Below are 26,010 nucleotides of genomic sequence, written 5' to 3'. Positions count from 1 at the left end.
CGTTTACTCCTCTGCCCCGGCAGCTGAATGCGAACTCATGTCCATCCCTTCCATCGCGGCCACTTCGTGCTCTTTCTTCTCGTGGTGCATAGGCTTGCCCGGCTTCATGCCTTCGTACTTATCGACGATGATCTGAAACAGGTTCGGCGTGACCGAGGAATAGAGTTCGACTGGGTTGTTCTGGCTCGGCTTGGCAAGGGCTGCGTATTCAGCCTGTTCAAGCTGTTTAGGTGCCTTTTTGACTTCACTGACCCAGGCGTCGAAATCTTCCTGAGTCGTTGCGATCGCTTTGAATTTCATACCAGTGAAACCCGCGCCGCTGTAGTTGGCGGAAATACCGTCCATTTCAGCGTTCTGGTTGGCGATCAGGTGCAACTTGGTCTGCATGCCCGCCATCGCGTAGATCTGGCCGCCCAGAGCAGGGATGAAGAACGAGTTCATCACGGCGTCCGAAGTGATCTTGAAGTTGATCGGTGTATGCGCCGGGAACACGATCTTGTTGACCGTGGCAATGCCTTGTTCCGGGTAGATGAACAGCCACTTCCAGTCCAGGGCGACCACTTCGATGGTGATCGGCTTGACGTCGGATTCCAGCGGCTTGTACGGGTCCAGCGCGTGGGTCGATTTATAGGTGACGTAACCCAGGGCGATGATGATCAGCACCGGAATGGTCCACACGGCCACTTCGATCTTGGTCGAATGCGACCACTTCGGCGTGTAGGTGGCCTTGGTGTTGGTGGCGCGGTACTTCCAGGCGAACAGGAAAGTCATGACGATAACTGGCACAACGACCAGCAACATCAGCAGCGTGGCGGTGATGATCAGGTTTCGTTCATCCAGGCCGACCTGGCCCTTGGGATCGAGCAAGGTCATGTTGCAGCCTGACAGCAGCAACGTGCCGAGCAGCGGCAACAAGCCTAGTAATCGGGGGTACCTGTTTTTACTCATCTCACGACCTCTAAAGCAGCTTGCGCAATGCAGTTGGGTTTTGATCGCCAACACTTCACCCTGCCAAGGGTTGGCATTTTCTTGGATTGAATAAGGGCTGCCCGTCGAACGTCAGACGCTGTTCAACACATCCTGGGCCAGCAGTGAGTTCTTATTCGTTGGTCAAAGGCCTAGTTCAAGCCCAATTCCATTTGGTGCGGGTAGTTGGAGGCACCGACACCTGGGGTCGCATGGGGCGCTGGCGCCCTTCAACCACTCTCGTGCTCAAGCTTGAGCCGGGTCGGAAAATCGGTGCGGGCGATTGTAGTGAGCTGAGACGCTGTAGACCATGTCTCATCCCGAAATAATTTCTCTCCAATCCGGCAATAATCCTTCGCCGCTATCACGCCAGGCCAGCATCTTATCGAAATAGATTCTCAACAAGAACCCCAAAAAAACGTAGGCCTACTGCGCCCGATTTAGACAGCCTGGTGCATGCGAGATGAACTTCTTTTGCGCGCAAGCGCCCATTTTACGGGGCCTTCGCGGTTCAGCGCTTCGCTGTTAAAAATGCCTGCTACAAGTGATGCAGGTTTCTCGAAACCAGACAATTTTTTATTACAGTAGAAGAGGTTTATTCGGCTTCAGAAAGGCTGTAGGGCGCAAGATGTGTGACAACATGTCGCACATTGTCGCAGACCGTTCTTGTCTCGGATCAAGGCCGATCCGGCCCGACACTGAAACGCAAAACGCCCCGGTCTTCAAGAAGAAAACCGGGGCGTTTCATTGTGATGTCTCAGCGTATGTTTCTGCGGTTGCGCGACACCAGCAGCGGCACCAGCACGGCAGTCAGCACGAAGGCCACCAAGGCCCATTGCGCCAGGGACAGGCCCAGGATCGGCGGGTAGGGAGTGGAGCAAAAACCATCGACCTGGAAACCCAGCGGGAAAATCTTTGCCAGCGGCAAGTCATCGACAATGGGTTGCAGCACATCGATGCCACAGCTGACCGCCGGAAAGAATTGGGTATACACGTGGTGCCCCGCCACAGCGGCACCGGCCAGGGCGCTGAGCACCACCAGGCCTTCGAAAATCGTCAGGCTGCGACGGCTGCGCATGGCCGCGCCGATGAAGGCGAACAGCGCAATCAGCAACAGGGCGTAGCGCTGCAGGATGCACAGCGGGCACGGAGCCTCACCCAGGGCCACTTGCATGTACAGCGCACCACCGATCAGCGCTAGGCAGATCACCCCCAGCAAAACCAGATAGCGCCGCTCACGGCCCAACCGCGTCATTTGCTCATTCATTGCGTTTTCCTATGTCTGCATGGATCGACGCGCAGCCTTGTGACACCCGGCGCGCTATCGGATGGCCGAAGTCTACACGCTGACCGTGACAGTGAACGAGCGGCTGCCGCCAACATTGAAGGGAATAAACAGGAGGAGGGTTAAGTGCGGATTAATGCTGGCAGTTGGACAGGGATGGACCTGCTGCCGCCATCGCGAGCAAGCTCGCTCCCACAAGGAGGCAGCGCTTGGCATCAGACTTGCGCAGATCCCTGTGGGAGCGGGCTTGCCCGCGAAAGCGGTGGATCAGTTTGCATTGAGGTTGGATGTACCGACGTCTTACTCCAGTGCCGCCGCCGGCCCGAAGAATTCGTAACGGCTCTGCTGGTCCGGGACGCCCAAGGCCTTGAGGTGACGTTTGACGGCGCCCATGAAGCCCTTCGGTCCGAGGAAGTAAGCGTCCACGTCGCGCTGTTCCGGCAGCCATTGCGCCAGTTGCTCCTGGCTCAACAGCCCTACCCTGTCAGCCGTCGGGCTCACGCCATCGTCTTCGTCGTAGCAATAGAAGCGCTTGAGCTGCGGGTGCCGCTCGGCCAGGCCGTCGATCCAGTCGCGGAAGGCATGGGCACGGCCGTTGCGCGCACAGTGGATGAAATGCACCGGCCGCTCGGTTTGCAGCGCCGCTTGCAGCATCGCCAGGGTCGGAGTGATGCCGACGCCACCACTGATCAACACCAACGGCTTGTCGCTGGCGGTGAGATAGAAGTCCCCGGACGGCGGGAACAACTGGATGCGGCTGCCGACTTCAAAATGATGATGCAGGTAGTTCGACACCCGGCCACCCGGTTCGCGCTTGACGCTGATGCGGTACTGGCCGTTGTCCGCCAGGGCCGACAGCGAATAGTTGCGGCGTACTTCCTCGCCGTCCAGCACCAGCTTCATACCGATGTACTGCCCCGGCTCGGCCACCAGGATCGGACCCTTGTCCTCCGGTTCGAAGTAGAACGAGGTGATTTCCGAGCTTTCCTGCACCTTGGCCGTCAGGATGAACTCGCGCTCACCGCGCCAGCCTCCCGGTGCCGCAGCCTTCTTGTCATACAGGCCGGTTTCGGCACCGATCAGGATATCGGCCAACTGGTTATAGGCGCCCGCCCAGGCGGCAATCACTTCGGGCGTGGCGATTTCTTCGCCCAGCACCTCGGCAATCGCCCGAAGCAGGCATGTACCGACAATCGGGTAATGCTCCGGCAGGATCTGCAAGGCGACGTGCTTGTTGACGATTTTCGCCACCAGGTCGCCCAACTGGTCCAATTGGTCAATGTGTCGCGCATACATCAATACACCGTTGGCCAAGGCGCGAGGCTGATCGCCACTGGCCTGGTGCGCTTGGTTGAACAGCGGGCGTACCTCTGGGTATTCGGACAGCATCATGCGATAGAAGTGAGTGATCAGCGCTTCCCCACCGCTTTCCAGCAATGGCACGGTGGAGCGAATGATGGCGCGTTCTTCCCGACTGAGCATAAGGGTGACTCCTGGCGTGTTAACAGATGCATAAGTCTTATCAGTTTCCATGCCAGGTTTTTTACCCTTTATTATCAATATGTTAACGACAATGTAGTCATTAAGACTTCGATAACGTTATAGTCATCCAGACTACATGGAGTCTTTATGACCGCAACCGCTCTGCTGACCTCGCTGCTACCGCTGGTGGCCGATTTATCTCGCGAACTGCCTGAAGGCGAGCGCTATCGTCGCTTGCTTGGCACGTTGCGCGCCCTCATGCCCTGCGACGCGGCGGCGCTGTTGCGCCTCGACGGGGACTGCCTGGTGCCATTGGCCGTGGACGGCTTGAGCACCGACACCCTGGGCCGACGATTCCAAGTCAGCGAACACCCGCGCTTCGAAGCCCTGCTGGCCAACCCGCACCCCACGCGCTTCGCCGCCGACAGCGACCTGCCCGATCCCTACGACGGGTTGGTCGAGGGCCTGGACGAGCATCTGGAAGTCCACGACTGCATGGGCTGCCCACTGTTCGTCGACGAGCGGCCCTGGGGCCTGCTGACCCTTGACTCGCTGGACCCGGAGCGCTTCGAACCCATCGACCTCAATGCCCTGCAAGCCTTCGCCAGCCTCGCCGCTGCAACGGTCAGCGCTGCCGAACGCATCGACCGCCTGGCCCTGAAAGCCGAAGACGAGCACCGTCGCGCCGAGGTCTACCGCCAGGCCAGCGGCCAACAACACCGCGACATGGTCGGCCAGAGCAAGGCCCATAAACGCCTGGTCGAGGAAATCAACCTGGTGGGCGGCAGCGACCTGACAGTGCTGATCACCGGTGAAACCGGCGTGGGCAAGGAACTGGTGGCCCAGGCCATTCACGCCGCGTCAAAACGCGCCGAACAGCCGATGATCAGCCTCAATTGCGCCGCCTTGCCGGAAACGCTGGTGGAAAGTGAACTCTTCGGTCATGTACGGGGCGCCTTTACCGGGGCCACGAACGAACGTCGCGGCAAGTTCGAGCTGGCCGACGGTGGCACGTTGTTCCTCGATGAAGTGGGCGAGCTGTCGCTGACCGTCCAGGCCAAATTGCTGCGTGTGCTGCAGAGCGGCCAGTTGCAACGCCTGGGCTCGGACAAGGAACACCGGGTCGATGTGCGCCTGATCGCGGCGACCAATCGTGACCTCGCCGAAGAAGTGCGTAACGGCCGTTATCGGGCCGACTTCTATCATCGCCTGAGTGTTTATCCGTTGCAGGTGCCGGCGCTGCGCGATCGTGGACGGGATGTGTTGCTGCTCAGTGGTTTCTTCCTGGAACAGAATCGATCGCGCATGGGCCTGGGCAGCCTGCGCCTGACCAGTGATGCTCAGGCCGCACTGCTGGCCTATGACTGGCCGGGTAATGTGCGTGAACTTGAGCACCTGATCGGCCGCAGCGCCTTGAAGGCCTTGGGCAGGTGCGCGGTGCGCCCGAAAATCCTCAGCCTCAGCGCCCAGGAACTCGATCTGCCACGGCCTCTTGTGGATAACCCAATGCCTTCCGTCGATCCAGGGCCTGCCATGCCGTCCGTGTCGGGGGATCTGCGCGAAGCAGTGGATGCGTTCCAGCGTCAGCTCATCACTGCCAGCCTGGAGCGTCACCAGCACAACTGGGCCAGCGCCGCCCGGGAGCTGGGGCTGGATCGGGCAAACCTGGGGCGGATGGCGCGGCGGCTGGGGCTTAAATGATTGTTTGTGCGCTCTCCCGTGGCGAGGGAGCTTGCTCCCGCTCGGCCGCGCAGCGGTCGTAAACCTCGAAATCACACCACTGGCAGGAGCGCTTCGCACTCCAGCCGGGAGCAAGCTCCCTCGCCACAAAAGCGACTTCACCATAGGCATCTTGGAGCAACGAACCGAGCATCGACAGGATTCGCCCTAAAGCCTGCCCCCAACAAGTCGATAACCCAATATCAAAAGCTGTTTTGGCGATCTCCAGGCTCGCCCCACCTTTTTTCCACAGAAGGTTTTTATGTCTTCCAACAAAGCCCGCGCAGATTCACTTTCGCTTCTGCTGTTTACCTTGCGCAGCGGCAAGCTGATGGCAATCAACCTGCTCAAGGTCAGTGAAATCATTCCGTGCCCGCCGCTGACCCGGCTGCCGGAGTCGCATCCGCACGTCAAAGGCATCGCCACCCTGCGCGGGGCATCGCTGTCGGTCATCGACCTGAGCCGCGCCATTGGCGAACGTCCACTTGAGGATCCGGACGGCGGGTGCCTGATCGTCACCGACGTCAGCCGCTCGAAGCAGGGCCTGCATGTGCAGGCAGTGAGCAAGATTGTCCATTGCCTGACCACCGACATCAAACCGCCGCCGTATGGCTCAGGCGGCGTGCGCGCATTCATCACCGGCGTGACCTCGGTGGACGGCACGTTGGTGCAAGTGCTCGATATCGAGAAGGTCATCCACGGTATCGCCCCGGCGCAGATCGAAACCGCGCCGACCGAACTGAGCATGGAAGACGCCGAAGTGCTGGGCAACGCACGAATCCTAGTGGTCGATGACAGCCAGGTCGCACTGCAGCAGTCGGTCTACACCTTGCGCAACCTGGGCCTGCAATGCCACACCGCCCGCAGCGCCAAGGAAGCCATCGAATGCCTGCTGGACCTGCAAGGCACGGCACAACAGATCAACCTGATCGTTTCCGACATCGAAATGTCGGAGATGGACGGCTACGCGCTCACCCGAACCCTGCGCGAAACCCCGGACTTCGCCCACCTCTACGTGTTGCTGCACACTTCGCTGGACAGTGCCATGAACAGTGAAAAAGCCCGCTTGGCCGGCGCCAACGGAGTACTGACCAAGTTCTCCTCGCCTGAACTGACCAAATGCCTGATCACGGCGGCCAAGGCTGTCGCCGAGCAAGGCCACTAAGGCCCGCTGTCCTGCTGTAGCCCCGCTGTAGCCTTTAGCAGCGGCCGAGCGAGGCTGCGATTTTTTCTGACACTCTCATTCCCAAGGAGAGATCAGGACCGCAGGCTTCGTCCGGTCCTGCTGCCCGCCCGGCCATCGCCCGATGAGTGGCGCATAACTTGCTTCGCCCGCTCACCACGGCGCTTTTCTGTCGCCACTCTCCAGCCTCATGCGATCGGTTGATTAATGAACACAACGTTTTCTTGCGTAGGGTGCGGCAAATGCTGCAGCGATCACCACGTTCCCCTGACGCTCGACGAGGCCCGGATGTGGGCTGAAGACGGCGGCCAGGTGATTGTCTTGGTGGAAGCCTTCCTGCCCAACGGCCTTGGCCTGCCGACAGCGCAACGCGAACATGCCGAGCGCCGCTCGGCAGTGGTTCACAGCGGTACCACCGAAGCCCTCGTGGCCATCACCTTCGCCGCCTATAACGCAGGTCGTTGCCGCAACCTTGATGAAGAGAACCTGTGCCGCATCTATGAGCGCCGGCCATTGGTGTGCCGTATCTATCCGATGGAAATCAACCCGCACATTCCCCTCAACATCGCCGTAAAGGAATGCCCGCCGGAATCGTGGGAAACCGGCCCGCAACTGATCCTCGGCGGCAAGCTGGTCGATGCGGAACTGGCGCGCCTGATCGAACGCTCGCGCCAGGCCGACCGTGAGGACATCGGGTTGAAGGAACGTATCTGCGCATCCCTGGGGATCCATACCACCGCGCTGAAGGGCGACGGCTTTACCGCCTATTTACCCGATATGACAGCGTTCGCCATGGCCATCGACCAGGTCCGCTTGCAACTGCTGGAGCCGCAGGCCAGTGAATGGCAGTTCCACCTTTCCGGTGACGACGTCGCTGAACAGGTCCTGGCCAGTGGTGCGCGGGTCGTCTGCGAAGACCCCGTTAATTACGCGTTCATTTCGCTGCGGGCGGCGTAAATTCCTGAAGACTGCGAACATCCTGTGGGAGCGAGCTTGCTCGCGAAGGTGTCGGGGCAGCGTACATTGATGTTGGAATGTCAGACCGTCTTCACGGGCGAGCCCGCTCCCACAAATGGAATCCGCGGCACGCTGATTACGCTTCGGTCTCGCCTAACCCTCGTCAGGAATGTTAGCGTGCTTGGTATTCCCTGCAGATGAGCCTTGCACGATGAAAAAAACCGTACTCGCCTTCAGTCGTATCACACCGCCCATGATCGAGCGCCTGCAACAGGACTTCGACGTGATCGTGCCCAACCCGTCGAAAGGCGACATCAACGCGCAGTTCAACGAAGCACTGCCTCATGTGCATGGCCTGATCGGCGTCGGCCGCAAGCTTGGCCGCGAGCAGCTGCAAAACGCGACGAAGCTGCAAGTGGTGTCCAGTGTCTCGGTGGGCTACGACAACTATGACCTGGCGTACTTCAATGAACGCGGGATCATGCTCACCAATACCCCCGACGTACTCACCGAAAGCACCGCCGACCTGGCCTTCGCCCTGCTGATGAGCAGCGCTCGCCGCGTCGCTGAACTGGACGCCTGGACCAAGGCCGGGCAATGGCAGGCCACCGTCGGCCCGCAGTTGTTCGGCAGCGACGTGCATGGCAAGACGCTGGGCATTGTCGGCATGGGTAATATCGGAGCGGCGATTGCGAGGCGTGGCCGGCTAGGGTTCAACATGCCGATTATCTACAGCGGCAACAGCCGCAAGACCGAACTGGAAAACCAGTTGGGCGCACAGTTCCGCGAACTGGATCAGTTGCTGTCCGAAGCCGACTTCGTCTGCCTTGTGGTGCCACTGAGCGAGAAAACTCGCCATCTGATCGGCCAGCGCGAATTGGCCCTGATGAAACCAAGCGCCATTCTCATCAACATTTCTCGTGGTCCGGTGGTTGACGAGCCGGCACTGATCGAAGCCTTGCAGAACAACCGCATCCGCGGCGCCGGGCTGGACGTCTACGAGAAAGAACCACTGGCCGATTCGCCGCTGTTCCAGCTGAAAAACGCCGTGACCTTGCCGCACATCGGCTCGGCGACCCATGAAACCCGTGAGGCCATGGCTAACCTCGCCTTGGAAAACTTGCGAAGCGCCTTGATGGGCGAACGACCGCAGAACCTGGTCAACCCGCAAGTCTGGAAATAAGCCGCCCGGCGGATTGTTGCCATTCATCACGAGACCACACCCCTGTGGCGAGGGAGTAAGCTCCCTCATCACAGGTCATGTCTCAGCGGGCACCCAGCGCGCCATTCGCTGCCAGCGGCCGCGGTTTGCGAAACACCAGCACGTTACCCAGCATCACCAGCACCAGCCCGAGCAGCGCTGGCGCGGTCCATTGATAACCTTCGGCAAACGCCGAGACGTTCAACGCCACCACCGGGAACAGCACGGTGCAATACGCCGCGCGCTCCGGCCCCATGCGCCCCACCAGCGTCAGGTAGGCCGTAAAGCCGATCACCGAACCCGGGATCACCAAGTACAACAGCGAGCCGATATAACGCGTGTTCCATTCCATGTCGAAGGGAATGCCTTGGAAAATGCACCACCCCGCCAGCATCGTCGCGCCGTAGGCCATGCCCCAGGCATTGGTGGTCAACGGCTTGAGCCCGGCCTTCTGTTGCAGGCTCGAGAGCATGTTGCCTGCCGAAAAACACAACGTTCCCAGCAGTGCCAGCGCCAACCCGAGCAGCGTTTGCGGGCTCGCGCTGTGACCGGCCAGCTCCGGCCAGAACAGCAGCGCCAGCCCCAGCAACCCCAAGGCGCCACCCAACAACACGTTGCGAGCTATCCGCTGGCCGAAAAACACCCGGGCATTGAGGGCATTCCAGAGCGTGGCCGTGGAAAACACCACCGCCACCAACCCACTGGGAATCCATTGGCTGGCGGTGAGGAAGCACATGAAGTTGATACAGAACAGGCACAAGCCCTGGGCCACGCAAATCAAATGGCCGCGCCGGTTCATGACCTGCAGGCGACGGCTGAGCAGCAGCATCGCAAACAGAATCAGGGCGGCGAGGCCGAAGCGATAGACAATCGACACAGGGATGGCGACAACGCCAAGCTGCAGTTTCAGGGCAATCCAGGTGGTGCCCCAGATGAGCACGGTGAGCAGGTACAACGAGAGGTTCATAGTGACGGCTCCTGACAATGACCCTCAGTGTCACGCCGTTGCCCAACCGGCACTTGCGTAAACTTGCGGTTTTGTCGGGTTGCAGGCTGGCAGCGGCCGAAGGACGGAGTAGGATTCGGTCTGGAGAGAACCGATCATGCCCACACTGCAAAACTTGCAAGTCTTTCAAGCCCTCAACAGTTCGCCCAATGCTCGCCTGGAGCATAGCGCCGAGCTCGGAGACGGCATGGCGGCCGCTTTGTGGAGCAACCATCATGACGCCCGAGACTACGAGGCGCCGACCCACCATACGCTGTCTTGCTATATCGCCGGCGGCACCGGCACGTTTCGCCGCGAACAGCCCGACACCACCGGCGCTCCCGACAAACTCTGCATTTTGCCGGCTGGGCATGAGTCGGCCTGGGTCATCAACGGCGACATCCGTCTCGCCCATCTGTATTTCAGCCCCGAACAATTCGCCCTCGGCTGCGTCACGCTGCTGGACCGTGAACCCCGACAGTTGCAACTGCGTGAGGGAACGTTTCTCGACGACCCGCAACAGGCTCAACGTTTTCGCCAGCTGATCGCCCTGAACTGGGACGAGCCCGGCGAACGCCTCCTGACCACCAGCCTGGCCCACGATCTGCTCGATCATTTGCTCCTCAGCCAGGTCGGCCAGCGCCAAGGACTTCGCCTCAAGGGCGGCCTGGCGGCACATCAGCGCCGAATGCTGGTGGATTATGTCGACAGCCATCTGGCGGACGCGATCAGCCTGGGGCAATTGGCGGCGTTGTGTGCGTTGTCCGAATACCATTTCGCAAGGATGTTCCGCGAAAGCTTCGGCCTGCCCCCTCATCAATATGTGTTGGCCAGGCGCTTGGCGCAGGCACGGCAACTGCTGCGCAACACGCAACAAGCGGTGGGCGATGTAGCACTGGCCTGTGGGTTTGCCAGCGCCAGCCATTTCACCAACCGCTTTCGCCAGGCCTTGGGCGCAACGCCCGGGGAGTACCGGCAGGCGTTTTTGCGCTAGCGGACGGCGCTGGCATTCGTAGTGCCCCGGGTACTGCTATCGCGAGCAAGTTCACTCCAACAGGAATCTGCGTCGAACAAACAATTCAAGCCCGCCGAAGATCCATTGTGGGAGCGAGCCGTCCGGGAGACTGCGCCCAAAAACAAAACGGGCCTGCAAGTGCAGGCCCGTTTTTCAGTCAGGAATTTAAAATGAGCGAGGCTTCAGCCGTGAAGCGCAGCCCGTTCATTCTCCAGGAATTCTTCTTCCAGCATGGCGTCGGCCAAGGCTGCGGATTCGGTCGGCGCCGTAACCCCACCGCGCTTGCCGCGCAGTTTTCCGTACAGATGCTCCAGGGCATGTTCCAGTTTTTCGGCTGCTCCTTCGATCGCCAGCTCCAGCGTGTCGGCCTTGTGCGTCACGGAAATCGGCTGGTGGCCCTTTGGCCGTGCTTCAAGTTGGCACCGCAGGTCGTGGGGGCCAGGCTTATCACCGTTCTCATCCCCTAAATGGACCTCGACCCGAGTCAGGTCTTCTTCGTAACGTTCGAGCGTGCTTTCAATGGTAGTACGTACCCACTCCTCCAGTCGGATGCTGCTTTGAATATGGTTATCGCTGTTGACTTGGATTTGCATAGTTCATCCCTTATTTCGGCTAGCTCGCCAGGGGCCCATTGACGTTAGCGCAACGGCCCCTTGAGTACAGAGTCGGGCTGGCGGAAGAACAATTCAACCCCCTCAAAAAGATAAATATGGATTTGCAAAAAAAGCCGGACAACGGTCAAAAGCGCTGTTAATGTCGGGAGTTGCCTCGCCTCGCTTTGTTCGCGCAAATCCCCGTCTCCTGGCGCACCGTCAACGAACATCCCCGCGTAATTGCCCCGAAACGGGCAGCCACAACAGCCGCATTCCAGAGCGTTCAACGCCCAAGTGCCGCGATCATTGTCCGACAGTTTTTCCGGCATGCCACTTGCTAACTCTCTTCCAGGCACTGTGCAGGCTGCGTTCCTTTTGATTTCGCCTGTTCAATCCTGAACCTTGAGATGAACACGATCATGGAATGGCCAATGGTCCGGTGTTGCGAACTAATTCCGATCATGGCCGGTCAACAACTGCACGTTCAATCAGGCGGTGACGCATCATGGACAACCCTTTTCAGATTATTACCGAGGCCTTTGCGCCGCATTATCAGATCAACCTGAGCATCCAAGGCCTGGACGGCAGCATCATGCTGACTTTGTCCAAGAGCGGGCGCATCGTCGCCAAACGCATGATCAGCGCCCAGCAGCGCAATGACCCGGAACGGCTCAGGCGCCTGGTGCAAAGCATTCAGTTCGGCATTGCCATCGAACAGGGCCACAGCGCCGTGGCCATCCTCGAAGCAATGACCGGTGGCGACAACATCAAGCTGCCGCCACCCCAGGCACAGGGCTCGTCATCCCCTGCCGCCGGCCTCTAGATTTCGCCCTTCTCCACCTCGCCATGCTCACTGGAACCCGCGCCGACCTTACGGTGCGGGGATTCGACTTTCACCGAGGGGAACTGCGACGAGGCGTAGCGCACCACCAGGATCGCGAACGCCAGCAGCAGGATGCCACCACACAGGTAAATGATCCCCAGGTCCGGCGGATTGTGGTGGGAAACGTTGGAAATCAGCAGGCGCGTCAGTGCAGTGATCGCCACGTAGATCAGAAACCGCACCGGCATATGGTTGGTCTTGAAATAGATCCCGACCATCGCCCCCAACTCCAGGTAGATGAACAGCAACAGGATGTCATCGATCTTGATGTGCCCCGCCTCGATCATCTGCAGGAACTCCATCACCGCCGCCCAGGCAGTGACCGCACCGATGGCGAACAGCGCCAGGTAGTGAAAGGTCTCGACGAACAGGTTTCCCAGGGACTCGGCCATCTGGTGGACGTTCTGGCGCAGGTTCTCGGCCCAGTTGATTTTCACGATGTAGTTTCCTTAGGTCGACTCGACCGGATGATGCGGGTTGGACGTGACGGTTGTTCTGCATGCAGAAAAAAGGCCAGCGGCTAGGGCTGAGATGGCAATGAGCTCGCATCCGACACTTTTGTGTTTTTTCTGGCTCGTTCGCGGGGAGAGTTGCCCATGGGACAAACCTGGAAATCGGTCTACATTAAAAAGCCACTATCCAAAGGAAGAGGATTCGCTTATCCTTTTGCCTGTATATAAATACAGTAGTCACAAAGACAACCAATGTGAAGGCATGTGAGGTGGTGAATGGCCGTCGAAGTGGTATACCGCAGCAGCCGAGATCTGGAGCGCTTGTTCATGGATAAAGCCGAAGCTGACCGTCATGACAAAATGCTGGAACTCGCCGAATTGCTGGCCGAGGTGTTGCAAAAAGCCGTCCCATCGCTGAGCGAGCAACAGGTGGAAGAAGCCGGGATCTACATGGCGAAGAATCGTGACGTGTTCGCCAAGGCGTTCAAGAGCCAACCGGACGCCTTGTCCGAACTGCTCAATCCGCCGGGCGAATGACCCAAGAAGATCGCAGCCTTTGGCAGTGCTTGCATGTTTGCACCATGCAGGCGCTACCAAAGGCTGCGATCTTTTTTAGTAATAACGACGCGGGTCTGAATCGATCAGGCTGGCCAGCTTGGTCAGGGCAAAGCGCAACTCGTCCTGGCTGGTAGGGGACATCAGCACCAGCCGAACGCAACGAGTCGTCCCCGACCGCTCAGCCTGGAACTGCGTGCCGCTGAGCACCAGCACACCGTTGGCCCTGGCGAGCATGGTGAACTCGTCACTGGTCCAGGGTTCGGGCAGGGTCAGCCAGACGTGATACGAATACGGCTGGGTCTTGAGTTCGAAATTGGAGAAGATTTCCTGGGCAATCGCCTGTCGTCCCGCGGCTTCGTTGCGCTGGATGCGGATCAGCTTCTTGTCCAGGCCCTCGGTGATAACGTTACTGGCCAGTTGCGCGGTCAACGGTGATGGCATCCAGACGCTGCTTCGCACCATCGAGGTCAGGCGTGATAGCAGCTTCGGCGGGCTGTAGATGTAGCCAACGCGAAGCGCCGGCATGACCGACTTCGACAGACTGGTCAGGTACACCGAACGATCCGGCGCAAAGGCCGACAGCGGCTTGATCGACGGATCGGTGGCAAGGAAGCCATAGATATCATCGTCCAGGATGATGAAATCGAATTCCTCCGCCAGCGCCGCAATCTGGGCCCGGCGTTTTTGCGACATGATCGCCGCCGTCGGGTTCTGGCAAGTCGCCACGCAGACCAGCATCGCCGGTTTTTCCCGCAGGCACAGCTCGCGCAGCGCCTCGGGAATGATGCCCTCTTCATCCATCGGCACACCACGCAGTCTCCGTTCGAGACCGTGGGCCAGGGAAATGATGCCGGGGTAACAAAGCGCTTCGCAGAGCACCAGGTCGCCAGCGTTGGTCAGGGCGCTCATCGCGACCATCAAGCCGTGCTGGGCTCCGGCTGTAATGACCACCTGTTGCCACTGTGCATCCGGCAACGAGTGGCGCAGCCACTGCGCGCCCGCCTCCCGATGAGCCGGATGGCCGCCGTCCGGTGCGTAATCCAGGGCGCGAGCGAAATCGGTGCTCTTGGCCATGCCCACCAACGCGCCGCGCAACCAGTACTCCAGGGTTTCGCTGTACGGCTTGATGATCGAAAGATCCAGCAGCTCCGATTGCCCCAGGTTCAATGGCCCGGCGCTGTTGCTGGCCGGCAGCTCCAGCTGCTTCTGGTTGAGCACATAAGTACCACGCCCTACTTCCCCCTGCACCAACCGGCGCCGATGGGCCTCGCTGTAGGCCCGACTGATGGTGCCTGGTGTGACATTCAAGGTATTGGCCAGCTCCCGCAGGGTCGGTAGGCGGTCGCCTTCGTTCAGCACGCCGTTGCTGATATCGCGCGCCAACGCATCGGCAATCGATAAATACATCGGCTGGCTGAACTCGCTTAGCTGGGGAACCCACATGAATGATCACTGCCCATCGTAGAAATGATGAATATCCGAGCATATCACATGGAGGTTAGGCAACTAATAATTCGAAACAATCTGCGCATTGAGTCGATTGATTCGATTATTGGATCGTTTTTAAGGACATCATGAAAAAATGTTCAGCTGAGATTAAATTTCTGCAAATCAATCAGTTATCGCTAAAACAAAGCATCGACGAACTCTGATGGCAGAAAAATATCTGGTAACAATCCGCCGCGCTATTGAATCAACTCAATTCATTCAAATACACTGATCTCGAATCGAAGCAATCGACTCAATCATCCCCTGATCACCGCGCGCCCCTGCCGCGCCAAGTCGAGACATCATGGACACACTCAGAAAGGATCTATCTCTGTCAGCGGTTATCGCGGGCTTCATCGCCGTGATCATCTCCTACGCCGGCCCGCTCATCATCGTGTTTCAGGCTGCCAAGGAAGCGCACCTGCCTAACGATGTGGTGTCTTCATGGATCTGGGCCATCTCCATTGGCAGCGGCATCACCGGCCTGTTCCTCAGCTGGCGCCTGCGTGTCCCGGTGATCACCGCGTGGTCGACGCCGGGTGCTGCGTTACTGGTATCGATGCTGCCGACAGTCTCCCTGCCCCAGGCTATCGGCGCCTATGTAGTGGCGTCGGTGATCATCGCCGTGGTCGGTTTGTCGGGGGCCTTCGACAAGTTGATGAGCCGCCTGCCCAAGGCCATCGCCGCCGCCATGCTCGCCGGCATTCTGTTCCGCTTCGGTGCCGAACTGTTCACGTCCATCAAGCTGCAGCCGGCGCTGGTGCTGGCCATGATCGCGGCTTACCTGGTTTTCAAGCGCTTTTCGCCGCGCTACGCGATTCTGTCAGTGTTGATTGTCGGCTGCGCCGTGGCGGCCTCGTTCGGTGAGCTCAATAGCAGTTCGATCACCATTGCGGTGGCCCACCCCGTCTTCATTGCCCCGGAATGGAGCTGGCACGCAATCATCAACATTGGTCTGCCCTTGGCGCTGGTGACCTTGACCGGCCAGTACGTGCCGGGCATGGCCGTAATGCGGACCTCGGGCTACAACACGCCGGCGCGCTCGATCATTTCGGTCACCGCTATCGGCTCGGTGCTGATGGCGCCCTTCGGCTCCCACGGATTCAACCTGGCGGCCATTACCGCAGCGATCTGCACCGGCCGCGAAGCCCACGAGGACCGCGATAAACGCTACATCGCCGGGATCGCCTGCGGGGTGTTCTACATTCTGATGGGTACCTTCGGCGCGACCTTGGCCTCGGTATTTTCCGCGCTACCAAAAGAGCTGATCGCCTCCCTCGCCGGCCTGGCCTTGTTCGGCGCGATCAGCGCTGGGCTGACCGGCGCCATGGCCGACGACAAACAACGGGAAGCCGCGCTGATCACCTTCCTGGTGACGGCCTCGGGCATGAGTTTCCTGGGCCTGGCCGCCGCGTTCTGGGGCCTGATCTTCGGCCTGGTGGCGCATTTCGTCCTGACCTATACCCGGGAAAGCAAAGCCGCCGCCATCGCCGAGGGCAGCCGACCATGACCGCCCGTTACGATTTCATTGTGGTCGGTGGCGGTATTGCCGGTGTGTCCGCCGCGTATGAACTGTCCGCCCACGGCAGCGTTTGCCTGCTCGAACAGGAGCAGCAACTGGCCTACCACACCACAGGGCGTTCGGCGGCCATCTCGATGGAAAGCTACGGCAACCAACAGATCCGCTCGCTGACCTGTGCATCACGCAGTTTTTTCGAGAACCCGCCCGAGGGCCTGGCCGAGCATCCGCTATGGTCGCCACGGGGCGCGTTGATCGTCGCCCAGGCGTCGCGGGTGGACAAACTCAAAGCGCGTTTCAGCGCGGTACTGGGACAAGTGCCTACGGCCGAGCTCCTCGACGCCAAACAAGTGATGGAGCTGGTGCCTTACCTGGCCGAAGGCGCCTGGAGCGCCGGCATTCATGAGCCCAGCGCCTTCGACCTGGACGTACACGGCATCCATGGCGCCTATCTGGGCGGCCTGCGCGCCCGCAGCGGCGTGGTCAAGCGTGAAGCCGAGGTGATGCGCGGCGAACACCGCGACGGACACTGGACCTTGCACACCCGGGACGGCCAACGATGGGAGGCGGCCATCGTGGTCAACGCCGCCGGAGCCTGGGCCGATACGTTCGCCGAGCGCTGCGGCGTGCCCACCGTGGGCGTGCGCCCGCTGCGCCGCACCGTACTGGCGGTCGATCCCCAGTGCGACGTACACCACACGCCCTACCTGGGCACCGTCGACGAAGATATTTTCATCAAGCCGGAAGCTGGGCGATTGATCGTTTCGCCCTGCGATGAAAACCCCTCGCTGCCCTGCGACGCGTTGCCGGACGAACTTGACCTGGCAATCACCATGGACCGCTTGCAAAACACCACCCGCCTGCGTCCACGCTCGATCGTCAACAAATGGGCGGGCCTGCGCACCTTCGTCGCCGACCGCTCGCCGGTGCTCGGCCAGGACCCTCTGCAAGAAAGCTTTATCTGGCTGGCAGCCCTCGGTGGCTACGGCATCCAGGCGGCGCCTGCGATTGCACGCCTGTGCAGCCACGCGGCCCTGGGCATCGCCATGCCGCAGGACCTGGCAGCGCTGCAACTCAATTACCAGCATTTTTCCCCGGCCCGGTGCCGCGATGAAGAGTTCTCCAGCCTGGCCGTCAAGCAGGTTGCCGATTTGCACTAACCCATCCACTTAACAAGGAACGTAACCATGCAAACCACCGCTCAAATCCAGTCCGTCGCCAAACCTTTCCTCGGCGAAGAAAACGTCATTTTCACCGATAAGGCACCACTGCCGCTGGGCACCTATTCCCAAGGCATCAAGGTCAGCCACGGGCAGACTATCTACCTGTCGGCGCAGACTCCGGTCTCGGCGTTGAACAACGAAGTATTGGCCCAGGATTTCGAAGGCCAGCTGCGCCAGACCCTCGACAACCTGGTGCAAATGGCCGAAGCGGCCGGCGGCACCCTGGCTAACGTGGTCAAGGTCACCGCGTTCATCACTGACTTGAGCGAATTCCCCACCCTCAACCGCGTCATGGAAGAGTATTTCACCAAGCCCTATCCGGCCCGTACCACCGCCGGCGCCAGCGCCCTGGCACGCAACACCCTGGTCGCCATCGACGCCATCATGGTGATCTGAAACACCTTCTGCCAGCGAAGTGCCCGTCGGTCCGGCCCACCGGATCGACGCCGGCAAGGAAAGCACCAGCACAGCGTACTTTCAGAGGGTGACCATGAAGAATTCGTACAGAGAGTATGTATTGCAGTGCCTGGTTTGCGATCGCAGTTACCAGCCCCATGAGGTCAGTTACTACTGTCCCCATTGCAAGACCGATGGCGCACTGGACGCGCTTTACGACTACCCGACACTCAAGCGCCAATGGTCCCGGGACAGCCTGGCCCAGGATCACGCCCGTGGCATGTGGCGCTATGACCGCTTGATGCCATTGAGCTCCACGCGCTTCATTCCGCCGCTGCTGGTGGGGAACACGCCACTGTACTCACGCCCCGAACTGCTCGGTAAAGGTGCCCGGATCAAAGTCTTTGTCAAAGACGAATCGCGACAACCTACCGGGTCCTTGAAAGATCGCGCCAGTGCCCTGGCGGTAGCGCACGCCTTGCAATCGGGTGCCAGTACGGTAGCGGTGGCGAGCACCGGCAACGCCGCTTCGGCATTGGCCGGAATGAGCGCCAGCCTGGGCCTGCACAACGTCATTTACCTGCCCAAGAGCGCGCCTCGCGAGAAGCTCGCGCAGATGCAGGGCTACGGTGCCGAGATCGTGCTGGTCGATGGGCAATATGACGAAGCCTTCGAACAATGCCTCGAAGCCTGTGAGACCCACGGCTGGTACAACCGCACCACCGGCATCAATTCGTACATGAGCGAAGGCAAGAAAACCGTGGCGTTCGAGATGTGCGAACAACTCAACTGGCAGGTGCCGGACCTGGTGTTCGTCCCTGTCGGCAACGGTTGCATCCTGGGGTCGGTCTATAAGGGTTTCTTCGACCTGCTGCAATTGGGCTGGATCGAACGCATCCCACGCTTGATCGGCGTTCAGGCCGAGCAGAGTAATTTCATGTACCGCGCCTGGCGCAGCGACCAGCCGATGGAGCACATCGAACGCATCGCCCCCACCAGCCTGGCCAGCAGCATCAACGTGGCGTTGCCGCGCGACCGGCTCAAAGCCATGCGCGCGGTGACCGCCAGTGACGGCGAGTTCATCTGTGTCAGCGACCCGAGCATCGTCGCCGCGGCGTCGAGATTGGCCGCCAGCACCGGCGTCTTCCCTGAAGCTGGTGCCGCCAGTGCCTTCGCCGGCCTGTTGAAATATGCGCAAACACACCCCGACACACCGCAAACCGCCGTGATCCTGATCACCGGCAGCGGCTTGAAAGACACGTCCATTTTTCTATCCGATTCGACCAAAAGCCAGCCACGGGTGTTGCCGTATCACGTGCCTGCGTCGCCGGCCGAAGCACTTCTTTAAGGAACCACACCATGAGCCTGCAAAATTTCGACCCCGCCATTGCCCGCCTGATCGACCGCGAGCGCAACCGCCAGGAAACCCACCTGGAGCTGATCGCGTCAGAAAACTATGTCAGCGAGGAGGTGCTCCAGGCCCAGGGCTCGGTACTCACCAACAAGTACGCCGAAGGCTATCCGGGCAAGCGTTACTATGGCGGCTGCAAGGTCGTCGATGAAATCGAAAACCTGGCCATCGAACGCGCTCGCAAACTGTTCAACTGCGAATACGTCAACGTCCAGCCCCACTCCGGCTCCCAGGCCAACCAGGCGGTATTCCTGGCGGTGCTCGAACCCGGCGACACGATCCTGGGCATGTCCCTGGCCCACGGCGGCCACCTGACCCACGGCGCCTCGGTGAATTTCTCCGGCAAGATCTACCGGGCATTTTCCTACGGCCTGGAGAAGGAAACCGAAACCCTCGACTACGCGCAAATGGAAGCACTGGCCCGGGAGCACCGGCCGAAGATGATCATCGCCGGCGCCTCGGCCTATTCCCGGACCATCGACTTCCAGCGCTTTCGCAAGATCTGCGACGAGATCGGCGCCTACCTGATGGTGGACATGGCGCACTACGCCGGGTTGATCGCGGCAGGCGTATACCCGTCGCCGGTCGGCATCGCCGACTTCATCACTTCCACCACCCACAAGACCTTGCGCGGCCCGCGCGGCGGCTTGATCCTGGCCAAGGCGCAGTACGCCGCCCTGCTCGACAAGACGATTTTCCCGGTCTACCAAGGCGGGCCGCTGATGCATGTCATCGCCGCCAAAGCCGTGGCCTTCAACGAAGCCTTGGGCGATGGTTTCAAGCAATACCAGCAACGCGTGATCGATAACGCCCGGGTCATGGCCGACATCCTGACCCGACGCGGCTTGCGGGTAGTGTCTGGCGGCACCGACTGTCATATGTTCCTGCTCGACCTGCGCTCGATGAACATCACCGGCAAAGATGCCGAAGCATTGCTGGAAAGCGCCCACATCACCCTGAATAAAAACGCGATCCCCGACGATCCGCAGAAACCGGCCATCACCAGTGGCATTCGCATCGGCACCCCGGCGCTGACCACGCGCGGCTTTGGCGAAGCGGAATGTGCCGAAGTGGCGAACCTGATCGCCGACCTGCTGGAGCAACCGGACAACGCCGCGCGTCTGGACAATACCCGGCGCCGGGTGATGCATCTGTGCGAGTGCTTTCCGGTGTACCTGCTGAGGTAGCGGCGGGCGAGGCTTGGAACGTCACAGCCCTCTTCCGGCCCTGCCAGAAGAGGGCTGTCAGGTTCTATCGGTACAACAAACGCTCGGCCAACTCATCGGCCACCCGCGCCGGTGAGCGCTTTTGCGCCTGTGCGTGGGCGAAGACTTCGGTGAGCCTCGCACCGATTTTCGACAGGTGTGCGGTGATGGTCGGCAGCTCTTCGCCGCGATGCTTCAGGGCGACGTAGATCAGGCCGCCGGAGTTGATCACATAGTCGGGGGCATAAAGAATTCCGCGCCTTTCCAACTGATCGGCCACTTGCAGATTGCTCAACTGGTTATGGGCCGAACCGGCAACGGCGGAGCAGCGCAGTTGCGCCACGCTGTGGCTGTTGAGCACCCCTCCCAGGCCACAGGGGGCGAGGATGTCGCAAGGGGTGCTGAGCAAGGCATCGTTGGCGATCGGGTGGGCGCCCAGTTGTTCCATCGCCAATTGCACCTTGCCTGGGTCGATGTCGCTGACCAGCAGCTCGGCGCCCGCCGCATGGAGCTGTTCGGCCAGGGCGTAGCCGACATTGCCCAGCCCCTGGATCGCCACTCGCAGGCTCTCAAGGTTGTCGCTGCCCAGGCGGGCCATGGCCGTGGCGCGAATGCCGGCAAATACTCCCATCGCCGCGTGGGGCGCCGGGTCTCCCGAAGCGGTGGTGCTGGTGACGTGGCGAGTCTGCTGGGCGATGCAGTCCATATCGGCCACCGAAGTACCGCTGTCGATGGCGGTGATGTAGCGCCCATCCAACTGCTCGATGCAGCGACCGAAGGCTTCGAACAGCGCCGCCCGACTTTCGACATGGGCCGGGCGCATGATCACCGCCACCCCACCGCCCACGGGCAAGCCGGCCAGGGCAGCCTTGTAGCTCATGCCCTGGGCCAGGCGCACTGCGTCGGCCACGGCGCTTTCATCGTCGGGGTAGGCAAGATAACGGCATCCCCCCAGGGCAGGCCCGGGGCGGCTGCAATGTATGGCAATCACCGCCTTCAACCCGGTGGTCGGGTCTACGCTTAAGTGCAGCGATTCAAGGCGGGAGCTTTGCATGAGAGCGAACATCGACAGGCTCCCGAATCACTTTTGTTTGTTTCGCCAGTATAGGCGTGCAGGCAAAAATTGCTGGAGCAGGCCGGAATAAGGCGCCAGGGCCGTCAGTGCTTTTGGGCATATCTCGTTGCTGCGTTTGTCCGGGACTGGACGAAAACCCATGGCAGAGCTAAAACGGGGCATAGCCTCGGAGAGTCCGATGAAACCGCGCCAAGCCTTTTTCGACTGCCTGCACCGCTCGCCACCGGCGCTGTTTGAAGCAGCACTTTGGATCGCTGCCGAACATCACCATGACGTGGACGTAGCGGCCTTGCTGAAGGATTTCAAGGATCTGCAACGGCGGGTCAGCCATGACCTGCCGATGCTGCCCGTCAGTGAACTGGGCCAGCCGCTATTGCGACGACTCAATGACTTGGGGTTCGCCCAGGACGATTCCACGCCGCTGCGTCCATGGGCAGCGTTGCTCGACAAGGTCCTGGTGCGCAAACGCGGGCAACCGCTGGCCCTCGGCTTGATCGCCCTGGAGTTGGCCCGAGGCCTGGAAATTCCGATGGTTGGTGTCAATTTCCCGGGGCATTTCCTGCTGAAGGTGCCCGGTGCCGACCATTTGCTCGATCCGTGCGGTGGTCGCCGGTTGTACCCCCACGACTGCCGGGACTTACTGCAACGTCAATACGGCGCGAACATGCAGCTCAAGGCCGAACACATGGTCGACGCCCAGCCGACGCAAATGCTCCAGCGCCTGTCGCGCAATCTGCGCCAGTTGCATCTGGCCAATGACGATTACATCGCCGCATTGATCGATGCCGAGCGGGTGTTGGAGCTGGGCAACGCCAGCGCGGCCGATTACCTGGCCCGCGCCAGCCTGTACCAGCGGCTCGACTGCCCCAACGCCGAACGCTTCGACCTGGAGCATGCCCTGATGCTCAGCGAAGACCCGATCCAGCGGATCCGGCTGACGGAACGGCTGGGGCATCTGCCACCCAATACAATTGTGCATTGAGCAGACAAACTTTGTTCAGGCCCTCAGGGTGTATCCGGTTGATTCGCCGGATGCGCCCGCTGGAAGGCCGGATGCGCAGCCGCCAACGCCGCCACACGGCGGATCCGTGGATACGCCAGCAGCGAGACATTGAACCGCTCGGCCGCGTACAGCTGCGGAATCAGGTAGATGTCCGCCAATCCGGGCGCGGCACCAAAGCAATAGCCATCATCGCCGATCAGTTGCTCGACTGCCGCCAGCCCCTGGCTGATCCAGTGCCCGATCCACTCCGTCACCTGCGCTTCGTCATGGCCCCACAGGCGCAACTTGTTGAGCACGCTGACGTTATGCAGCGGATGAATGTCGCAACCGATCAGCGCCGCGACGCCACGCTCATGGGCACGCACCGCCAGGTCGGCGCTGAGCAGCGGCACTTGGGGATAACGTTCCTCCAGGTATTCGATGATGGCCGGTGACTGCACCAGCAACTCGCCCTCATCGGTGCGCAGCGCCGGCACTCGCCCCTGGGGGTTGATCGCCAGATAGGCCGGTTGGCGATGCTCGCCCCCGGACGGTGCGATCAGGTTGACCGGCAGGGCCTGGTAATTCAGGCCCTTGAGCGCCAAGGCGATGCGCACCCGATAGGACGAGGTCGAGCGGTAATAGGTATAGAGTTCCATGCCCTGCCCTCTCAATGCGCCGGCAGGATCTTGCCGCGGCACTCGCCAAAACCGATGGAGGCGAAACCCTCGCGACGGCAACGGGCCCGCAGGATGATTTCGTCGCCGTCCTCCAGGAACCGGCGCACTTCACCGGACGCCAGTTCGATCGGTTTCTTCCCGCCTTCAGTGATTTCCAGGAGGCTGCCGAACTGACCGCTCTGAGGGCCCGACAAGGTCCCCGAACCAAACAAGTCACCGGCCTGCAACTGGCAACCGTTGACACTGTGGTGCGCAACCATCTGCGCCACGGTCCAGTACATGTACTGGGTATTGCTCAGCGTCAGGCGCTGGGCCGGCAGGTTCTGCTCACGCATGCTTTCGGTCAGCAAGAGGACCTCCAGCTCGATATCGAAGGCGCCGCCGGCCTGGTCACGTTTGTCCAACAGATACGGCAGTGGCTGCGGATCGCCTTGCGGGCGCGCCGGCTGTGGGAGGCGGAACGGTTCGAGGGCTTCGGCCGTCACGACCCACGGCGAAACACTGGTCAGGAAACTCTTGGACAGAAACGGCCCCAGCGGCTGGTATTCCCAGGCCTGGATGTCCCGCGCCGACCAATCGTTGAGCAGGCAGAAACCGCCGATGTGCTCGGCAGCGTCGCCGATGGCGATGGGTTCGCCCAAGGCATTGCCCTTGCCGATCCAGATGCCCAGTTCAAGCTCATAGTCCAATCGCGCGCACGGGCCGAAGCTCGGTTCGGCCTGGCCGGCGGGCAGGGTCTGGCCCTTGGGACGGCGCACATCGGTGCCGGAAGGGCGAATGGTCGAGGCGCGGCCGTGGTAGCCGATCGGTACGTATTTGTAGTTGGGCAGCAAGGGATTGTCGGGACGGAACAACTTGCCGACGTTTTGCGCATGCTCGATGCCGACATAAAAATCGGTGTAGTCATTGATCTTCGCCGGCAAATGCATCTGGCAGTCGGCCGCAGGCAACAGCAGGTTCGCATCCTGGGCCTCGACCTTGCCACGCCACGGACTGTCCTCGCGCAACAATTCCAGCAAACGCTCACGCAGAGCCGCCCGAGCGCCGCGTCCCAGTTCGAAAAACGCGTTCAGCTGGCCGCCGGCCATGGCTTCGACCGCATCTTGCGCCAAGCCGTCGAACAACCCTGCATGCAGCCCGGCTTGCAAATCGAAGATCTGATCGCCGATAGCCACGCCACTGCGCAAGGCGCCGCCCTCGATGTTGAAAATGCCCAACGGCAGGTTTTGCAGCGGAAAATCGGCATGGCCGTTGGCGGAGGCAACCCAGCTACGGGCAGTGGAAAGTTGAGTCATGGGTTATCTCCGGGTCGGGTCGAAGGTGACAGGCAGCGAAGCCCAGCAAGCATCGTAGTCGGTTTGCAGTTGCGGGCAGTCCAGGGCGAAACGGCTCGGACGCAGGACCTGGCTGGTTTCGAACATGAAGGCCATGGTGTTGTCGATTTTCGCAGGCAAGAGGTCGGCATTGATTGCCTTGGTGCAGGTCTCGCCGTCCGGGCCGTGGGCGCTCATGCAGCTATGCAGGGACGCACCGCCCGGCAGGAAGCCTTCGGCCTTGGCATCGTAGGCGCCTTGGATCAGGCCCATGAATTCGTTCATCAGGTTGCGGTGGAACCACGGCGGACGGAAGGTATTTTCCGCCACCATCCAGCGTGGCGGGAAGATCACAAAATCGAGATTGGCCAGGCCATGGACACTGGTGGGCGACGTCAACACGGTGAAGATCGACGGGTCCGGGTGGTCGAAGCTGACCGTGCCGATGGTGTTGAAACGGCGCAGGTCGTATTTATACGGCACGTTGTTACCGTGCCAAGCCACCACGTCGAGGGGTGATTGGGGAAGTTCGCAGGCCCACAATTCACCCAGGAATTTCTGCACCAGCGGGGTCGGTTGCGCGAGGTTTTCGTAATGGGCCACGGGGGACAGGAAGTCCCGCGGGTTGGCCAGGCCATTGCTGCCGATGGGCCCCAGGTCTGGCAGGCGCAACGGTGCGCCATGGTTTTCCGCGATATAACCACGGGCCTGGGGATCAAGCAGTTCGACGCGAAATTTCAAGCCTCGGGGCAGCACGACAATTTCCAGCGGCGCAACGTCCAGCATGCCCAGCTCGGTGACGATCCGCAGCCGCCCCAGCTGCGGCACGATCAGCCACTCGCCGTCCGCGTTGAAGAACACCCGCTCCATGGAGCGGTTGGCGCCGTATTGATAAAGACTGATGCCGGCCGGTTTATCCGCGCCGGCATTGGCCGCCATGCGCACCAGCCCATCGATGAAATCGGTGGACTCGACAGGGATCGGCAACGGGTTCCAGCGCAACCGGTTGGGTGTCACCTCCCCCAGCGGGCCGCCAGCGACTTGTCGTTCAAGCTTGACGAAAGCCGGGTGATGGGCCGAGGGCCGGATGCGATACATCCAGGTACGCCGCGCTTCGCTGCGGGCCATGGTGAATGCCGTGCCGGAAAACAGCTCGGTATAGAGACCGTATGGAGCTTTTTGCGGGGAGTTCTGGCCCACGGGCAGCGCACCGGGCAGCGCCTCGCTGGCGAATTCATTACCAAAGCCGGACTGGTAAGCCAGCTCCGGCGCTGTGGAATCGAGGTTCATGGAGCCTCCAGGCATGCGGCCCGTCACTCCTCGGAGCGATGTAAGGCGCATTGGGTTATTTTTATCGTAATTCAATTACGCATAACGTAATTTGCTCGACAGCGACCGTCAAGCTATAAAGACGCCCATTCGCCTCTGGACCCAGCGCC

At 60.7% G+C, this 26,010-nt stretch carries 25 protein-coding genes; 13 read left to right on the top strand and 12 right to left on the bottom strand.

Annotation, left to right across the window (positions count from 1 at the left end; genetic code table 11):
* Positions 1 to 3: 3 nt before the first annotated feature.
* The 3 genes from cyoA to hmpA form a co-directional block, all read right to left on the bottom strand.
* Positions 4 to 948, bottom strand: a complete 945-nt coding sequence (cyoA, locus tag PFLQ2_RS23215; RefSeq protein ID WP_003178122.1) for a ubiquinol oxidase subunit II — start codon at positions 946 to 948, stop codon at positions 4 to 6.
* 775 nt (positions 949 to 1,723) lie between these two features.
* Entirely contained in the window at positions 1,724 to 2,233 is a 510-nt protein-coding gene (locus tag PFLQ2_RS23220; RefSeq protein WP_003178120.1) for a disulfide bond formation protein B, read from the bottom strand.
* Between the two features lie 318 nt (positions 2,234 to 2,551).
* Positions 2,552 to 3,733: an NO-inducible flavohemoprotein gene (hmpA, locus tag PFLQ2_RS23225; protein ID WP_003178118.1), complete on the bottom strand. Its 1,182-nt coding sequence runs from the start codon at positions 3,731 to 3,733 to the stop codon at positions 2,552 to 2,554.
* A 147-nt stretch (positions 3,734 to 3,880) separates the two neighbouring features.
* On the opposite strand from hmpA, the gene norR reads away from it, so the two are divergent.
* The 4 genes from norR (at position 3,881) to PFLQ2_RS23245 (ending at position 8,775) form a co-directional block, all read left to right on the top strand.
* Positions 3,881 to 5,434, top strand: coding sequence for a nitric oxide reductase transcriptional regulator NorR (gene norR / locus PFLQ2_RS23230; protein WP_003178117.1), 1,554 nt, complete (start codon positions 3,881 to 3,883; stop codon positions 5,432 to 5,434).
* Positions 5,435 to 5,714: 280 nt separating this feature from the next.
* Positions 5,715 to 6,617: a chemotaxis protein CheV gene (locus PFLQ2_RS23235; protein WP_003178115.1), complete on the top strand. Its 903-nt coding sequence runs from the start codon at positions 5,715 to 5,717 to the stop codon at positions 6,615 to 6,617.
* 225 nt (positions 6,618 to 6,842) lie between these two features.
* The gene (locus tag PFLQ2_RS23240) at positions 6,843 to 7,592 is read left to right on the top strand and encodes a YkgJ family cysteine cluster protein (RefSeq protein WP_033045916.1); all 750 of its coding nucleotides are present in this window, start codon (positions 6,843 to 6,845) and stop codon (positions 7,590 to 7,592) included.
* A gap of 211 nt (positions 7,593 to 7,803) precedes the next feature.
* Complete coding sequence (locus PFLQ2_RS23245) at positions 7,804 to 8,775, top strand: 2-hydroxyacid dehydrogenase (protein ID WP_003178113.1); 972 nt, start codon at positions 7,804 to 7,806, stop codon at positions 8,773 to 8,775.
* Positions 8,776 to 8,857: 82 nt separating this feature from the next.
* Here the strand turns inward: PFLQ2_RS23245 and PFLQ2_RS23250 are convergent, their stop codons facing one another.
* On the bottom strand, positions 8,858 to 9,760 hold the full coding sequence (locus PFLQ2_RS23250; RefSeq protein ID WP_003178112.1) for a DMT family transporter: 903 nt from the start codon (positions 9,758 to 9,760) through the stop codon (positions 8,858 to 8,860).
* A 136-nt stretch (positions 9,761 to 9,896) separates the two neighbouring features.
* Here PFLQ2_RS23250 and PFLQ2_RS23255 point away from each other — a divergent pair, with 136 nt between their 5' ends.
* The gene (locus PFLQ2_RS23255; protein WP_003178109.1) at positions 9,897 to 10,772 is read left to right on the top strand and encodes an AraC family transcriptional regulator; all 876 of its coding nucleotides are present in this window, start codon (positions 9,897 to 9,899) and stop codon (positions 10,770 to 10,772) included.
* A 203-nt stretch (positions 10,773 to 10,975) separates the two neighbouring features.
* On the opposite strand, the gene PFLQ2_RS23260 is transcribed toward PFLQ2_RS23255, so the two are convergent.
* Both PFLQ2_RS23260 and PFLQ2_RS27550 read right to left on the bottom strand, forming a co-directional pair.
* A complete protein-coding gene (locus tag PFLQ2_RS23260) occupies positions 10,976 to 11,386 on the bottom strand; it encodes an HPF/RaiA family ribosome-associated protein (protein WP_003178107.1) in 411 nt (136 codons plus the stop codon).
* 44 nt (positions 11,387 to 11,430) lie between these two features.
* The gene (locus tag PFLQ2_RS27550; RefSeq protein ID WP_033045915.1) at positions 11,431 to 11,715 is read right to left on the bottom strand and encodes a hypothetical protein; all 285 of its coding nucleotides are present in this window, start codon (positions 11,713 to 11,715) and stop codon (positions 11,431 to 11,433) included.
* Between the two features lie 176 nt (positions 11,716 to 11,891).
* Between PFLQ2_RS27550 and PFLQ2_RS23265 the strand changes: the two genes are divergently transcribed.
* Positions 11,892 to 12,209: a DUF3509 domain-containing protein gene (locus PFLQ2_RS23265; protein ID WP_003178105.1), complete on the top strand. Its 318-nt coding sequence runs from the start codon at positions 11,892 to 11,894 to the stop codon at positions 12,207 to 12,209.
* Here the strand turns inward: PFLQ2_RS23265 and PFLQ2_RS23270 are convergent.
* Positions 12,206 to 12,706: a phosphate-starvation-inducible protein PsiE gene (locus PFLQ2_RS23270; protein WP_003178104.1), complete on the bottom strand. Its 501-nt coding sequence runs from the start codon at positions 12,704 to 12,706 to the stop codon at positions 12,206 to 12,208. The two genes, PFLQ2_RS23265 and PFLQ2_RS23270, sit on opposite strands and share 4 nt — an antisense overlap.
* A 291-nt stretch (positions 12,707 to 12,997) precedes the next feature.
* Between PFLQ2_RS23270 and PFLQ2_RS23275 the strand changes: the two genes are divergently transcribed.
* Positions 12,998 to 13,258 (top strand): YebG family protein, encoded by a 261-nt coding sequence (locus tag PFLQ2_RS23275; RefSeq protein ID WP_003178103.1) that lies wholly within the window; start codon positions 12,998 to 13,000, stop codon positions 13,256 to 13,258.
* Between the two features lie 75 nt (positions 13,259 to 13,333).
* Here PFLQ2_RS23275 and PFLQ2_RS23280 read toward each other — a convergent pair whose 3' ends face one another.
* On the bottom strand, positions 13,334 to 14,722 hold the full coding sequence (locus tag PFLQ2_RS23280) for a PLP-dependent aminotransferase family protein (protein ID WP_003178101.1): 1,389 nt from the start codon (positions 14,720 to 14,722) through the stop codon (positions 13,334 to 13,336).
* A 349-nt stretch (positions 14,723 to 15,071) separates the two neighbouring features.
* Between PFLQ2_RS23280 and PFLQ2_RS23285 the strand changes: the two genes are divergently transcribed.
* The 5 genes from PFLQ2_RS23285 to glyA all read left to right on the top strand — a co-directional run bounded on the left by PFLQ2_RS23285 (position 15,072) and on the right by glyA (position 20,503).
* Positions 15,072 to 16,277: a benzoate/H(+) symporter BenE family transporter gene (locus PFLQ2_RS23285; RefSeq protein ID WP_003178099.1), complete on the top strand. Its 1,206-nt coding sequence runs from the start codon at positions 15,072 to 15,074 to the stop codon at positions 16,275 to 16,277.
* Entirely contained in the window at positions 16,274 to 17,446 is a 1,173-nt protein-coding gene (locus PFLQ2_RS23290; RefSeq protein WP_003178098.1) for an NAD(P)/FAD-dependent oxidoreductase, read from the top strand. Before PFLQ2_RS23285 ends, PFLQ2_RS23290 begins: the two co-directional genes overlap by 4 nt.
* Before the next feature lie 27 nt (positions 17,447 to 17,473).
* The gene (locus PFLQ2_RS23295) at positions 17,474 to 17,905 is read left to right on the top strand and encodes a Rid family detoxifying hydrolase (protein ID WP_003178096.1); all 432 of its coding nucleotides are present in this window, start codon (positions 17,474 to 17,476) and stop codon (positions 17,903 to 17,905) included.
* A gap of 94 nt (positions 17,906 to 17,999) precedes the next feature.
* Positions 18,000 to 19,253 carry a threonine synthase gene (thrC, locus tag PFLQ2_RS23300; protein WP_003178094.1) on the top strand — a complete coding sequence of 418 codons (1,254 nt, stop codon included), beginning with the start codon at positions 18,000 to 18,002 and terminating at the stop codon, positions 19,251 to 19,253.
* Between the two features lie 11 nt (positions 19,254 to 19,264).
* Positions 19,265 to 20,503 (top strand): serine hydroxymethyltransferase, encoded by a 1,239-nt coding sequence (gene glyA / locus PFLQ2_RS23305; RefSeq protein WP_003178092.1) that lies wholly within the window; start codon positions 19,265 to 19,267, stop codon positions 20,501 to 20,503.
* A gap of 64 nt (positions 20,504 to 20,567) precedes the next feature.
* On the opposite strand, the gene PFLQ2_RS23310 is transcribed toward glyA, so the two are convergent.
* Complete coding sequence (locus tag PFLQ2_RS23310; protein ID WP_003178091.1) at positions 20,568 to 21,587, bottom strand: Glu/Leu/Phe/Val dehydrogenase family protein; 1,020 nt, start codon at positions 21,585 to 21,587, stop codon at positions 20,568 to 20,570.
* Positions 21,588 to 21,774: 187 nt separating this feature from the next.
* Here PFLQ2_RS23310 and PFLQ2_RS23315 point away from each other — a divergent pair, with 187 nt between their 5' ends.
* Complete coding sequence (locus PFLQ2_RS23315) at positions 21,775 to 22,578, top strand: SirB1 family protein (RefSeq protein WP_003178088.1); 804 nt, start codon at positions 21,775 to 21,777, stop codon at positions 22,576 to 22,578.
* A gap of 23 nt (positions 22,579 to 22,601) precedes the next feature.
* On the opposite strand, the gene maiA is transcribed toward PFLQ2_RS23315, so the two are convergent.
* Genes maiA through hmgA form a run of 3 tightly spaced genes read right to left on the bottom strand, consistent with a single transcriptional unit; the run spans position 22,602 to position 25,861 of the window.
* Positions 22,602 to 23,237: a maleylacetoacetate isomerase gene (gene maiA / locus PFLQ2_RS23320; protein WP_003178087.1), complete on the bottom strand. Its 636-nt coding sequence runs from the start codon at positions 23,235 to 23,237 to the stop codon at positions 22,602 to 22,604.
* 11 nt (positions 23,238 to 23,248) lie between these two features.
* Positions 23,249 to 24,553, bottom strand: coding sequence for a fumarylacetoacetase (gene fahA, locus PFLQ2_RS23325; protein WP_003178086.1), 1,305 nt, complete (start codon positions 24,551 to 24,553; stop codon positions 23,249 to 23,251).
* Positions 24,554 to 24,556: 3 nt separating this feature from the next.
* On the bottom strand, positions 24,557 to 25,861 hold the full coding sequence (hmgA, locus tag PFLQ2_RS23330) for a homogentisate 1,2-dioxygenase (RefSeq protein ID WP_003178085.1): 1,305 nt from the start codon (positions 25,859 to 25,861) through the stop codon (positions 24,557 to 24,559).
* Positions 25,862 to 26,010: the final 149 nt, after the last annotated feature.

Origin of the sequence: Pseudomonas fluorescens Q2-87 (genome assembly GCF_000281895.1) — a bacterium.
GTDB classification, from domain to species: domain Bacteria; phylum Pseudomonadota; class Gammaproteobacteria; order Pseudomonadales; family Pseudomonadaceae; genus Aquipseudomonas; species Aquipseudomonas fluorescens_S.
This window is presented reverse-complemented; position numbering and strand designations above follow the sequence as displayed.

What these genes read in the sequence shown, in the direction of transcription:
- PFLQ2_RS27550 (WP_033045915.1), bottom strand. Translation starts at nt 11,715, where the DNA reads ATGCCGGAAAAACTGTCGGACAATGATCGCGGCACTTGGGCGTTGAAC.
- PFLQ2_RS23265 (WP_003178105.1), top strand. Translation starts at nt 11,892, where the DNA reads ATGGACAACCCTTTTCAGATTATTACCGAGGCCTTTGCGCCGCATTAT.
- PFLQ2_RS23280 (WP_003178101.1), bottom strand. Translation starts at nt 14,722, where the DNA reads ATGTGGGTTCCCCAGCTAAGCGAGTTCAGCCAGCCGATGTATTTATCG.
- PFLQ2_RS23250 (WP_003178112.1), bottom strand. Translation starts at nt 9,760, where the DNA reads ATGAACCTCTCGTTGTACCTGCTCACCGTGCTCATCTGGGGCACCACC.
- PFLQ2_RS23285 (WP_003178099.1), top strand. Translation starts at nt 15,072, where the DNA reads ATGGACACACTCAGAAAGGATCTATCTCTGTCAGCGGTTATCGCGGGC.
- PFLQ2_RS23295 (WP_003178096.1), top strand. Translation starts at nt 17,474, where the DNA reads ATGCAAACCACCGCTCAAATCCAGTCCGTCGCCAAACCTTTCCTCGGC.
- maiA (WP_003178087.1), bottom strand. Translation starts at nt 23,237, where the DNA reads ATGGAACTCTATACCTATTACCGCTCGACCTCGTCCTATCGGGTGCGC.
- PFLQ2_RS23315 (WP_003178088.1), top strand. Translation starts at nt 21,775, where the DNA reads ATGAAACCGCGCCAAGCCTTTTTCGACTGCCTGCACCGCTCGCCACCG.
- PFLQ2_RS23310 (WP_003178091.1), bottom strand. Translation starts at nt 21,587, where the DNA reads ATGTTCGCTCTCATGCAAAGCTCCCGCCTTGAATCGCTGCACTTAAGC.
- PFLQ2_RS23275 (WP_003178103.1), top strand. Translation starts at nt 12,998, where the DNA reads ATGGCCGTCGAAGTGGTATACCGCAGCAGCCGAGATCTGGAGCGCTTG.
- hmpA (WP_003178118.1), bottom strand. Translation starts at nt 3,733, where the DNA reads ATGCTCAGTCGGGAAGAACGCGCCATCATTCGCTCCACCGTGCCATTG.
- thrC (WP_003178094.1), top strand. Translation starts at nt 18,000, where the DNA reads ATGAAGAATTCGTACAGAGAGTATGTATTGCAGTGCCTGGTTTGCGAT.
- glyA (WP_003178092.1), top strand. Translation starts at nt 19,265, where the DNA reads ATGAGCCTGCAAAATTTCGACCCCGCCATTGCCCGCCTGATCGACCGC.
- PFLQ2_RS23255 (WP_003178109.1), top strand. Translation starts at nt 9,897, where the DNA reads ATGCCCACACTGCAAAACTTGCAAGTCTTTCAAGCCCTCAACAGTTCG.
- PFLQ2_RS23260 (WP_003178107.1), bottom strand. Translation starts at nt 11,386, where the DNA reads ATGCAAATCCAAGTCAACAGCGATAACCATATTCAAAGCAGCATCCGA.
- hmgA (WP_003178085.1), bottom strand. Translation starts at nt 25,861, where the DNA reads ATGAACCTCGATTCCACAGCGCCGGAGCTGGCTTACCAGTCCGGCTTT.
- PFLQ2_RS23240 (WP_033045916.1), top strand. Translation starts at nt 6,843, where the DNA reads ATGAACACAACGTTTTCTTGCGTAGGGTGCGGCAAATGCTGCAGCGAT.
- norR (WP_003178117.1), top strand. Translation starts at nt 3,881, where the DNA reads ATGACCGCAACCGCTCTGCTGACCTCGCTGCTACCGCTGGTGGCCGAT.
- fahA (WP_003178086.1), bottom strand. Translation starts at nt 24,553, where the DNA reads ATGACTCAACTTTCCACTGCCCGTAGCTGGGTTGCCTCCGCCAACGGC.
- PFLQ2_RS23245 (WP_003178113.1), top strand. Translation starts at nt 7,804, where the DNA reads ATGAAAAAAACCGTACTCGCCTTCAGTCGTATCACACCGCCCATGATC.
- PFLQ2_RS23235 (WP_003178115.1), top strand. Translation starts at nt 5,715, where the DNA reads ATGTCTTCCAACAAAGCCCGCGCAGATTCACTTTCGCTTCTGCTGTTT.
- PFLQ2_RS23290 (WP_003178098.1), top strand. Translation starts at nt 16,274, where the DNA reads ATGACCGCCCGTTACGATTTCATTGTGGTCGGTGGCGGTATTGCCGGT.
- PFLQ2_RS23220 (WP_003178120.1), bottom strand. Translation starts at nt 2,233, where the DNA reads ATGAATGAGCAAATGACGCGGTTGGGCCGTGAGCGGCGCTATCTGGTT.
- cyoA (WP_003178122.1), bottom strand. Translation starts at nt 948, where the DNA reads ATGAGTAAAAACAGGTACCCCCGATTACTAGGCTTGTTGCCGCTGCTC.